This is a genomic window from Micromonospora sp. S-DT3-3-22 (assembly GCF_015354745.1).
Taxonomy (GTDB): domain Bacteria; phylum Actinomycetota; class Actinomycetes; order Mycobacteriales; family Micromonosporaceae; genus Micromonospora; species Micromonospora wenchangensis.
In genome coordinates, this window is the sequence record NZ_JACGMO010000177.1 from 1 (window position 1) to 10,820 (window position 10,820).

Sequence of the window (10,820 nt, forward strand, 5' to 3'; positions counted from 1 at the left end):
GCCGCCGCCGGGACCGTCGCCGGTCAGGACGCCGCCGGGTTGACCACGACGGTGAACCTGGCGCTGACCGTGGCGCTGGCCGGGCCGGAGGCCGACACCCGGCGGGGCCACGCCGCCCACTACCTGCTGCCCGCCCTCGGCACCGCCAACGGGCTGACCGTCGCCCGGCTCGCCGACGCCGGGTTCCCGGCCACCGGCCCGGCGCTGCCCCACCTCGGCCGGACCGTCCACCAGGGCGACACCGGCCGGCCGGTGGACGCCGCGCTGCTGCCCCGACCGCTGCTGCCCGACGCGTACTTCAAGCCGGTCGGGGTGTGCGCGCACACCCTGACCGGGTGGACGGTGGCCCGCGCGATGGCCCGGGACCTGCCGGCCGACGAGGTGGCGGCGGTGACCGTGCACACCTACGCGGGGGCGGCCCTGCTCGCCGAGCGTCGTCCGGTCGGGCGGCTGGCCCGCCAGTTCAGCATCCCGTGGGTGGTGGCCTGCGGGCTGCTCGGCGCCGACCCGGGCGCCCCGGACGGGCCGGCGGACGACCGCCGGGCCCGCGCCGCCCGGCTCGCCGAGCGGGTGACCGTACGCCACGACCCCGGGCTGGACCAGGGATATCCGGCGGGTCGACCGGCGGTGGTGGAGGTGACGACCCGCGGCGGCGCCCGGCTGACCGGGCAGGCCCGGTTCCACCACGGCGACCGGGAGGACCCGATGACGGCCGACGACCTGGCCGCCGTCGACGCCGCGCTGCTGCGTACCCCGGGGGTGCCGGCCGGGGCGGCCGACCTGCTGCACGGGCTGGCCCGCGCGCCCGGGGCGACCCGACTGCGAGACCTCACCGCGCTGGTGCGCGGCGGGGCACCGAATCCGGACGGCGGCCCGCCGCCGGTTCCCGCTGGGCCCGGCCCATCCGGCAGAAAGGACACGACGACATGGTGATCAGAGTCGAACCCGGCACCGAGCGGGACTTCATCGGCTACGGCGGGGACCTGCCCCGCGTCGAGTGGCCCGGTGGCGCCCGGGTGGCGGTGAGCCTGTGCCTCAACTACGAGGAGGGCGCCGAACACAGCCTCCTCGACGGCGACAGCGTCAACGAGTGGGTCGGCGAGATCTCCTACACGCCGACCAGCGCCGAGCACCGGGACCTGTCCCAGGAGTCGGTCTACGAGTACGGCAGCCGGGCCGGGGCGTGGCGGCTGCTGCGGCTGTTCGACCGGACGCAGACCCCGGTGACCGTGTACGGCTGCGCCGAGGCGCTGGCCCGTAACCGGCCGCTGACCAAGGCGTTCGTCGACGCCGGGCACGAGATCTGCTCGCACGGCCTGCGCTGGCGGGAGCCGTCGGGGATGACCGAGGACGAGGAACGCGCGGAGATCCGGCAGGCGGTGGCGACGATCACCGAGCTGTGCGGGGAACGGCCGGTCGGCTGGTACTCCCGGTACGCCCCGTCGGACCGTACCCGTCGGCTGCTGGTCGAGGAGGGCGGCTTCCGGTACGACTCGAACGCCTACAACGACGACCTGCCGTACTGGGTGCAGGTGGCGGGGCAGCGGCATCTGGTGGTGCCGTACACCCACACCTACAACGACGGCCGGTTCGCCTTCAGCCCCGGCTACGGCAACCCGACCGACTTCTTCGAGAACTGCCGGCGGGGCATCGAGTACCTGTGGGAGGAGGGCGAGACCTCCCCCAAGATGATCTCGATCGGGCTGCACGCCCGGCTGATCGGTCAGGCCGGTCGGGCCTCCGCGCTGCGGGACCTCATCGCCTGGGCGCAGGACCTGCCCGGGGTCTGGTTCGCCCGGCGGCGCGACATCGCCGACTGGTGGCACCACAACTACTCCGACCTGCCGGCCCACGGAGGGCAGTGACCATGCGCATCGAGATCGACAATGTGGCCAAGGGGTATCCCCGGGCCGACGGGAGCCGACTGTCGGTGGTCGGCAGCCTCAGCACCACGATCGAGGCGCAGGAGTTCATCTGCGTGATCGGGCCGAGCGGGTGCGGCAAGTCGACGCTGCTCGGCCTGCTCGGCGGGCTGCGCCGGCCGGACGACGGGGAGATCCGGTTCGTCGGGGAGCGGACCGCCGCCGGCCCGCTCACCTCGATCGTCTGGCAGGACTACGCGCTGATCCCGTGGCGCTCCATCGCCGACAACGTGGCGTTCGGCCTGGAACTGCGCGGGGTGCCCGCCGCGAGGCGGCGGGAGGTGGCCCGGGAGCACCTGACGATGATGGGCATCGAGGCGTTCGCCGACAACAAGCCGCACGAGTTGTCCGGCGGGATGCGCCAGCGGGCCGGGATCGCCCGGGCCCTGGCCAGCGACCCCGAGGTCCTGCTGATGGACGAGCCGTTCGCGGCGGTGGACGCCCAGACCCGGACCCTGTTGCAGGACGAGCTGCTCCAGGTCTGGTCGAGGCACCGCAAGACGGTCCTGTTCATCACGCACAGCATCGAGGAGGCGCTGCTGCTGGCGGACCGGATCATCGTGCTCGGGCCCCGACCGACCCGGGTGGTCGAGGAGATCCGGGTGCCGTTCCCCCGGCCGCGTACCCGCGACGTCGAGTTGGACCCGCGCTTCACCGAGCTGAAGCGCCACCTGTGGGCGCAGTTGCGGGACGCCACCCTGGCGGCCGAGTGGGCGGAAGCGAAGGGGGACCGATGAGCGAGCAGACCGTGCCGACCCGGGAGCGGGCGGCCGACGAACCCGTGGTCCGCTACGCGGTGGACCCCCGCGCGGAACGCCCGCCGGGTCGCGGGTTCAAGCTGCTCAGCAGCGGGCTGGGCAGCATGGTGCCGGTGATCGTGGTGCTGGCGCTGTGGCAGGGCGGCAGCATGGCCGGCCTGATCGACAAGACCTTCTTCCCGGCCCCGTCGGAGTGTGTGCAGGCGCTTGTCGACCTGTTCTCCTCCGGGGAGCTGCTGCCGAACATCGGGATCACCGCCCAGCGCATCCTGCTCGGTTTCCTGCTCGGCGTGATCCCGGCGACGCTGCTGGGCATCGCGATGGGACGGTCGCGGTGGGTGCGGGTGCTGGTCGATCCACTGATCGCCATCACGTACCCGATCCCGGTGGTGGCGATCCTGCCGCTGCTGCTGGTCGTCTTCGGCACCGGCGGGCGGCCGATCGTGGTGCTCGCCGGCATCATCTCGTTCTTCCCGGCGGTGGTGAACGCGATGTCGGGGGTGCTCCAGGTCGACGAGCGGCTGATCCTGATGGCCCGCAACCTGGGCGCGAGCCGGCAGCAGATCCTCTGGAAGATCGTCCTGCCGGGCGCGTTGCCGTCCATCTTCGCCGGCATCCGGCTGGCCGCCGGGCTTGCCCTGCTGGGCACGATCGCCGGTGAGTTCCTCGCCGCCAGTGACGGCGTCGGGTCGATGACCTGGCGTTACTGGCAGATCTATCAGATCGACAACATGTACGCCACGCTCGCGGTGATCGCGGCGATGGGCTTTTTCCTCACCACGGTGACGCTGCGGGTGCAGCGGCGCTTCTTCAGCTGGACGGAGGGCCAATCATGACAATCAAGCGGATCACGACAATCAAGCAAAAAGGTGTGATCGCCGCGCTGTTGGGGGCGAGCCTGCTGCTCGGCACCGCGGCCTGCGGTGACGACGCGGAGTCGACGGGCTCCGGCGGCACCGACAAGGTGACGGTCAACTCGCTGGAGATCCTCTCGCTGGCCCCGATGATGGTGGCCGACGCGAAGGGCTTCTTCGGCAAGCACCAGGTCGAGGTGGAGTTCAGCAACGCCGACATCTACTCCCGGCTCGCGGTGCAGGGTCAGGGCAAGCTGGACGTGAACATCCCGGGCACCGGTGGCGCGTTGTTCAACGCGGTCAACCAGGGGCTGCGGGTGCGGGCGGTGGCCGACCGGCAGCAGTACCGGTGCGCGTCGGACAACCTCCTGCTGGCCCGGACCCAGGCCTTTGACGGCGGGCTCAAGAGCGTGGCCGACCTCAAGGGTAAGAAGGTCGCCATCCTGGCCAAGGGTTCGACCACCGAGTACTGGCTGGACCGGGCGCTGGGTGAGGTCGGGCTCAAGCAGTCCGACCTGGGGCAGATCGTGACCCTGAGCTACCCGGACACGGCCAACGCGCTCAAGAGCGGTGCGGTGGACGCCGGCTTCGTGGTCCAGCCGCTGGCGTACCAGCTCATCACCGACGGGCAGGCCAAGCGGGTGCTGGCGATGAACGAGGTGGCCCCGAACCAGGAGCAGGGCCTGATCACCATGTCGCAGGACTTCATCAGCAAGCGGCCCGAGGTCGCGGCCCGGTGGATGGCCGGCTGGCTGGAGGGTGTGCGCTACTACCAGGACCCGGCCAACAAGGACGACGTCATCAAGATCGTGGCCGAGCGGACCAAGGTGCCGGCGGAGACGATCACCAAGCTGTACGGCACCGACCAGTGGCCGTACATGGACCCGAACGGTCGGGTGGACACCGCCACGGTGGTCGCCGAGGACGGCAAGTGGCTGCTCGACAACAAGATCATCGAGAAGCTGCCGGAGGTCGGTGAGTGGCACGACGGTTCCGTCGTCGACGCCGCCCTGAAGATCGTCGGCGAGGTGCCGGCCAACCGCGACTGCGGCAGCGTCCAGAAGCTGGAGTCCTGATGTTTCCCCGTCCGAGCCGGCTGGCCGAGGTGCTGCGCGACGGTGGCGTCGCCCTCGGCAGCCTGACCCTGCTCCAGGAACCGGCGATCGGCGAGATCCTCGGCGCCCTCGGCTACGACTTCCTGGTCGTCGACACCGAGCACGCCGCGGCCGACGAGCAGAGCGTGCTGGCGATGGTCCGGGCGGCCGGCTCGGCGGGGACCACCCCGCTCGTCCGGCTGCGCCGGATCGAGGAGAAGGACCTGCTCTGGTCCCTGGACAGCGGCGCCGGTGGGGTGGTGCTGCCGCTGGTGGAGACCGGGGCACAGGCCGTCGAGGCGGCCCGGCTGACCCACTACCCGCCGGTCGGTGACCGGACGCTGTGCTCGGCGGCGCGGGCCGCCGGGCACGGCACCGCCCGGGGCGACTTCGACCGCTACCTGACCTGGGCCGGGCGGAACACCACGGTCGTCGCCCTGGTCGAGACCCCCACCGGACTGGCCAACCTGGACGACATCCTCGCCGCCGACCTCGACGTGCTGATGCTCGGCCGGGCCGACCTGTCGGTCAAGCTGGGCCTGGGCTACCAGCCCACCCATCCGGAGGTGGAGAAGCACGCGGTCGCGTTCGTCGACCGGGTGGTCGCCGCCGGCCGGGTCGCCGGCATGCTGGCCTACTCCGCCGAGGAGGCCCGCCGCTGGATCGACCGGGGCGTCCGCTTCGTCGTCTACTCCCAGCCGGAGATGCTGCTCTCCGACGCCTACCGGCGGGCCCGCGACGAGATCCTCGGCGGTACGTCGTGAGCCTGCTGGTGACCGGCGGGGCCAGTGGCATCGGCGCGGCGGTGGTCGCCGCCGCCCGCGCCCGGGGCGAGACGGTGCACGTGCTGGACGTCTCCACCGGCGTGGACGCCGCCGACCCGGTCGCGGTGGGCGAGTTCGTCGACGCGATCGGCACCCCGCGCCGGGTGGCCCACCTGGCCGGGGTGGTCAGTGCCGGTGGCATCGAACAGACCAGCCTCGCCGAGTGGGACCGCACCCTGCGCAACAACCTCACCGCCGCGTTCGTCGTCGCCCAGGCCGTGGTGCCCCGGATGGCGGCGGCGGGCGGCGGGTCGCTGGTGCTGATGAGCAGCCTCAACGCCCGCGACGGCGGCACCCGGCTGTCGGGCACGGCGTACGCGGCGGCCAAGGCGGGGGTGCTGGGCCTGATGCGGCACCTGGCCGTCGACTTCGGACCGCAGGCGGTACGGGTCAACGCCGTCGCGCCCGGCCCGGTCGCCACCCCGATGCACGACCGGCTCACCGCCGAGCAGAAGGCGGGGCTGCGGGCCCGGATGCCGCTGGGCCGGGTCTCCTCGGCGGAGGAGATCGCCGACATCGTACTGTTCCTGCTCTCCGATTCCTGCGCCACGGTCACCGGCATGACCTTCGATGTGAACGGGGGCAGTCATCTCAGCTAGGTTGCCGGGTACGGATACCGGCGCGGCACGGGAGGCACAGTGAACAAGCGGGTGACCCTGCGCGACGTCGCCAGCCACACCGGGGTGCACGTCTCCACGGTTTCCCGGGTGCTGCGCGGCGACGACGTCCGGGTCGCCCCGGCGACCGCGGCCCGGATCGTCGCCGCCGCCCGGGAACTGGGCTTCCACCGGGACCGTTGGGCGGCCAGCCTGCGCAGCGGCAAGACCGGGGTGATCGGCGTGCTGGTCCCCCGGATCACCGACATCGTGCTGGCCACCGTCTTCGAGGGCATCGACGCCGCCGCTGCCGCCGCCGGCTACCAGGCGGTGGTCAGCAGCAGCTGGGACGACGACGAGGCGCGGGCGCTGCGCATCCAACGGTTGATCGGGGAACGGGTGGACGGGCTGATCATCGGTGACGCCCGCCGCAACGATCCGATGCTGGCCCGACTGGCCGCCGACGGGGTTCCGTTCGTGCTGGTCAGCCGGGCCTCCCGGGGTTTCCCGTCGGTGACCGGCCGGGACCGGCTCGGTGGTCGGCTCGCCGCCGAGCACCTGATCGACGTGGGCTGCCGGCGGCTGGCGGTGATCGCCGGTCCCGGGCACGCCAGCACCGCCGCCGACCGGGTCGCAGGGTTCCTCGCCGCGGCGAAGGCCCGGGGCGTGCCGGTCGACCCCCGGTGGGTCGCACCGTCCACCTTCGACGTCGCCGGTGGGGCCTCGGCGATGGCCGGGCTGCTGGACACCGGTCGTCCCGACGGGGTCTTCGCGGTCAACGACTTCGCCGCGATCGGGGCGATGGGCACCCTACGCGACCACGGCCTGCGGGTCGGCCGGGAGGTGGCGGTGGTCGGCTACAACGACATCGACGTGGACGCCCAGCTCCTGGTGCCGCTCACCTCGATCCGTACCCCGCTGCGGGACATGGGCTCGCAGGCCCTGCACGCCCTGCTCACCCTGCTCGGCTCGGGCAGCACCTCGTCGGTGCGGCTGGCCCCGGAACTGGTCGTCCGGGCGACCACCGCCGACTTCTCGCCCGGGGCCACGGGAGCGGTGGCGCGTACCGTCGCGCTGCCGGAGGTGTCCCGGGTGGTCACGCCGGTGAACTGACGCCGGACCGGCCACCGGCATCAGCCCCGGTCGACGACACCGGCGGCGGCGAGGCATGCCCGGGTCCTGCGGGCCCGCGCGCCGCCCGGGTGCCGGGTGGCCGTCCGTACGGGGCCCGGGGGCGACGACGCGCCGGCCCGGCCCGTCAGCCCCGGCGGTGGTGCATCGCCAGGCGCAGCAGCAGGAACCGCAGCGCCGTCGCGGCCAGGTTCGCGACCACCAGCACGGCCAGTTCGACCGGCCGGGACGGGGTGCTGACCGCGTGCAGGCCGGCGAGCGCGCCGCTGGTCAACGCGAGGCCGAGGGCGAAGGCGAGCAACCCCTGCAGGTGGTGCCGGCCGGCCGCCCGCCGCCCGGTGATGCCGAAGGTGAGCCGGCGGTTCGCCGCGGTGTTGCCCACCGCCGTCACCAGCAGCGCCAGCAGGTTCGCCGGTTGCGCGCCGAGCATCCCCCGGGTCGCCACGAACAGCACCAGGTACGCCACCGTGCTGACCACGCCGACCAGGGCGAACCGGGCAAGCTGTGCGGGCAGTCCGGCCGGCACCCGCGCCGGTGCGGCGGCCAGCGGCGCCCGTCCCCACTGCGCGCGCAGCGCGGCCAGCGGCAACGCCCCGGTGACCAGCGCCCGCCCCAGCCGGCCGATGCCGCGCAGGTCGGCCAGGGCGGTGGCCACGATGTCGACCCGGCTGTCCGGGTCGTCGACCCAGTCCACCGGCACCTCGTGGATGCGCAGTCCGGCGCGCTGGGCGAGCACCAGCAGTTCGGTGTCGAAGAACCAACCCGTGTCCTGCACCAGCGGCAGCAACTCCCGGGCCACGTCCGCGCGGATCGCCTTGAACCCGCACTGCGCGTCGGAGAACCGGGCGGCGAGGGTGCCCCGCAGCAGCAGGTTGTAGGCCCGGGAGATCACCTCCCGCTTGGCGCCCCGCACCACCCGGGAGGTCCGGGCCAGCCGGGTGCCGATGGCGAGGTCCGAATGGCCGGAGATGAGCGGGGCGACCAGCGGCAGCAACGCGGCCAGGTCGGTCGACAGGTCCACGTCCATGTACGCCAGCACCGGGGCGTCCGAGGCCGACCAGGCGGCCCGCAGCGCCCGGCCGCGTCCCTTGGCGTCCAGGTGCCGTACCTCGACGTGCGGGAGTTCGGCGGCGAGCGCCTCGGCCACGGCGAGGGTGCCGTCGACGCTGGCGTTGTCCGCCACGGTGATCCGGAACGGGTACGGGAAGTGCGCACTGAGGTGCTCGTGCAGCCGGCGTACGCAGGGGCCGAGGTCGGCCTCCTCGTTGTAGACGGGCACCACCACGTCGAGCACGGCGGTCGGGGTGCCGGTCCGGGTCTCGACGGCGGGCCGGGGGCTACCGATCGTGGTCATCCCTGTGCCTCCTGTCCGGCGCTGGTCAGGTCGTAGACGGTGACCCCGTCCACGGTCTGTGCGGTGAAGTTCTCGGCGACCCAGGTGGCGATCTCCTGGGAGGCGGAGCTGCCGCCGTTGGCCCGGAAGCCGCCTCCGCCGACGAAGTAGTGGATCTTCCCGGCGGCCACGTACTCCTGGAACCGGGCCAGCGTGGGCGACGGGTCGCTGCCGTTGAAGCCGCCGATCGCCATCACCGGCCGGCCGGTGGCGAGCTGGTAGCCGGAGGCGTTGTTGGAGCCGACGGTCGCCGCCATCCAGGTGTAGTCGTCGGCGTCGGCCGTCAGCAGCGCCTTCAGCGCGGCGCTCGGCTCCCGGGAGTCGAGCAGGCCGCCCATGCCGCCGGCCATCCGCCCCTGGCCACCCCCGGTACGCCCACCATCCTGGCCGGTGCCGCCGTTCTGACCGGTGCCGCCGTTCTGACCGGTGCCGCCGGGGAAGCCGGGGAACCGGCCCGTGCCGCCGTTGGCGGTACCGCCGGGGAAGCCGGGAGGCTGACCGTTCTGGCCGGTGCCGCCGTCCCCGTTGCCGGCCGGGAAGCGGCCGCCACCCGGGAAACCGCCGCCACCGGGGAACTCCATGCCGTTGCCCATCCGGCCGCCGGGCCCACCACGACCCGGACCGAAGCCACCCTGCACGTTCGGGCCGGCGCTCGGGATGGACCCGGTGTGCGGGGTGCCGGCGGTCTGCGCCGCGTACGCCGCCGGGCCGGCCAGCGCGGCCGACGCGCCCAGCACCAGCACCACCGGCACCAGCCGCCGGGGCAGCCGCCGGGTGAGCAGGATCAGCACCGCCACGGCGAGGCCGGCGACCAGCACGGCCGGCCGCAGCCAGGGCTGGAAGTCGGAGCTACGGCCCAGCAGCCGCCACGACCACCAGGCGGTCACCGCCAGGGTGCCGGCGAGGGTGCCGGTGGCGAACCACCCCTGCCACCGCCGGGACCGCCGACCGCCGGTCGCCGACGCGGTCGCGGGGGCGCCCCCGGGGGCCGTCCCGGCGTCGACACCCGGGGCGGCGATCGGCCCGGCGGGCACCGCGGGACCGGTGACCGGGGTGACGGGTCCAGCGGCGGCCCGGCGTTCCCGCCAGAGCAGGACGGTGCCGATGCCGACCAGCGCGCCGACCGCCGGCGCCAGGGCCACCGTGTAGTAGGCATGGAAGATGCCGGACATGAAGCTGAAGATCAGCCCGGTGACCAGCAGCCAGCCGCCCCACAGCAGCAACCCGGCGCGACGGCGGTCGGTGCGCGCCGCCCGGCCCGCCAGCACCAGGCCGGCGACGAGCAGGATCAGCGCGGCCGGCAGCAGCCAGGAGATCTGGCCGCCGACCTCGGTGTCGAACATCCGCAGCCAGCCGGTCTGCCCGGAGAACGGCCCACCGCCGCCGCCCATCCGGGCACCACCACCGACGCTGCCCTCCTCGTCGCCGGTGATCCGGCCGAGCCCGTTGTAGCCGAGGGTCAGCTCCAGGATGCTGTTCTGCTGCGAACCGCCGATGTACGGCCGGGCGCTGGCCGGGACCAGTTCCACGGTGGCCACCCACCAGCCGGCGGCGACGACCAGGCCCAGGCCGGCCAGCAGCAACTGACGGATCCGTCGCCAGAAGCCGGTCGGCGCGGCCAGCAGGTAGACCCCGGCGAAGACCGGGACCACCAGGAACGCCTGGAGCATCTTGGTGAGGAAGCCGAAGCCGACCAGCACCCCGACCAGCACGATCCACCGGGTGCTGGCGGTCTCCACCGCCCGCACGGTGGCGTACGCGCCGCACACCAGCAGCAGGACCAGCAGTGCGTCCGGGTTGTTGAACCGGAACATCAGGGTGGCGACCGGGGTGAGCGCCAGGACCGTCCCGGCGATCAGGCCGGCGGCCGGGCCGTACCAGCGGCGGACGGTGGCGTACAGGACGCCGACCGAGGCGACGCCGAGCAGCGCCTGCGGCACCAGGATCGCCCAGCTGTTCAGCCCGAAGATCCGTACCGACAGGGCCATCAGCCACAGCGCGGCCGGCGTCTTGTCGACGGTGATCGAGTTGGCCGCGTCGGAGGAGCCGTAGAAGAACGCCTTCCAGCTCTCGGAGCCGGCCTGCACCGCCGCCGAGTAGAACGAGTTCGCCCAGCCGGACTCCCCCAGGCCCCACAGGTAGAGCAGGCCGGTGCCGAGCAGCAGCACCGCCAGCGCGGGCCTGACCCAGCGCGGGTCGCGGCGTGCCGCGGGGTCGCCGTCCGGGTGGGGCGACGCCGCGCGGGCCG

At 73.5% G+C, this 10,820-nt stretch carries 10 protein-coding genes; 8 read left to right on the forward strand and 2 right to left on the reverse strand.

The genetic code is table 11. The features are described 5' to 3' along the window. From H1A17_RS31675 to H1A17_RS31710, 8 genes are all read left to right on the forward strand, one after another. Positions 1-933, forward strand: a 933-nt coding sequence (locus H1A17_RS31675) for an MmgE/PrpD family protein (RefSeq protein ID WP_194823595.1), incomplete at its 5' end; no start/stop codon positions are given. Further along, entirely contained in the window at positions 927-1,865 is a 939-nt protein-coding gene (locus tag H1A17_RS31680) for a polysaccharide deacetylase family protein (RefSeq protein WP_194823596.1), read from the forward strand. The genes H1A17_RS31675 and H1A17_RS31680, both read left to right, overlap by 7 nt. A 2-nt stretch (positions 1,866-1,867) precedes the next feature. Next, positions 1,868-2,659, forward strand: coding sequence for an ABC transporter ATP-binding protein (locus H1A17_RS31685; protein WP_228544614.1), 792 nt, complete (start codon positions 1,868-1,870; stop codon positions 2,657-2,659). Beyond that, positions 2,656-3,516, forward strand: coding sequence for an ABC transporter permease (locus H1A17_RS31690; protein WP_194823597.1), 861 nt, complete (start codon positions 2,656-2,658; stop codon positions 3,514-3,516). Before H1A17_RS31685 ends, H1A17_RS31690 begins: the two co-directional genes overlap by 4 nt. Continuing rightward, complete coding sequence (locus tag H1A17_RS31695) at positions 3,513-4,610, forward strand: ABC transporter substrate-binding protein (RefSeq protein WP_145920373.1); 1,098 nt, start codon at positions 3,513-3,515, stop codon at positions 4,608-4,610. Before H1A17_RS31690 ends, H1A17_RS31695 begins: the two co-directional genes overlap by 4 nt. Next, entirely contained in the window at positions 4,610-5,392 is a 783-nt protein-coding gene (locus H1A17_RS31700; RefSeq protein ID WP_194823598.1) for an HpcH/HpaI aldolase/citrate lyase family protein, read from the forward strand. Before H1A17_RS31695 ends, H1A17_RS31700 begins: the two co-directional genes overlap by 1 nt. Beyond that, positions 5,389-6,051: an SDR family NAD(P)-dependent oxidoreductase gene (locus tag H1A17_RS31705; RefSeq protein WP_168222512.1), complete on the forward strand. Its 663-nt coding sequence runs from the start codon at positions 5,389-5,391 to the stop codon at positions 6,049-6,051. Before H1A17_RS31700 ends, H1A17_RS31705 begins: the two co-directional genes overlap by 4 nt. 39 nt (positions 6,052-6,090) lie before the next feature. Continuing rightward, the gene (locus H1A17_RS31710; RefSeq protein ID WP_194823599.1) at positions 6,091-7,161 is read left to right on the forward strand and encodes a LacI family DNA-binding transcriptional regulator; all 1,071 of its coding nucleotides are present in this window, start codon (positions 6,091-6,093) and stop codon (positions 7,159-7,161) included. 145 nt (positions 7,162-7,306) lie between these two features. On the opposite strand, the gene H1A17_RS31715 is transcribed toward H1A17_RS31710, so the two are convergent. Further along, complete coding sequence (locus H1A17_RS31715) at positions 7,307-8,533, reverse strand: glycosyltransferase (protein ID WP_145920377.1); 1,227 nt, start codon at positions 8,531-8,533, stop codon at positions 7,307-7,309. Continuing rightward, positions 8,530-10,820, reverse strand: a 2,291-nt coding sequence (locus tag H1A17_RS31720) for a glycosyltransferase family 39 protein (protein WP_194823600.1), incomplete at its 5' end; no start/stop codon positions are given. The genes H1A17_RS31715 and H1A17_RS31720, both read right to left, overlap by 4 nt.

What these genes read in the sequence shown, in the direction of transcription:
- H1A17_RS31700 (WP_194823598.1), top strand. Translation starts at nt 4,610, where the DNA reads ATGTTTCCCCGTCCGAGCCGGCTGGCCGAGGTGCTGCGCGACGGTGGC.
- H1A17_RS31690 (WP_194823597.1), top strand. Translation starts at nt 2,656, where the DNA reads ATGAGCGAGCAGACCGTGCCGACCCGGGAGCGGGCGGCCGACGAACCC.
- H1A17_RS31680 (WP_194823596.1), top strand. Translation starts at nt 927, where the DNA reads ATGGTGATCAGAGTCGAACCCGGCACCGAGCGGGACTTCATCGGCTAC.
- H1A17_RS31715 (WP_145920377.1), bottom strand. Translation starts at nt 8,533, where the DNA reads ATGACCACGATCGGTAGCCCCCGGCCCGCCGTCGAGACCCGGACCGGC.
- H1A17_RS31695 (WP_145920373.1), top strand. Translation starts at nt 3,513, where the DNA reads ATGACAATCAAGCGGATCACGACAATCAAGCAAAAAGGTGTGATCGCC.
- H1A17_RS31685 (WP_228544614.1), top strand. Translation starts at nt 1,868, where the DNA reads ATGCGCATCGAGATCGACAATGTGGCCAAGGGGTATCCCCGGGCCGAC.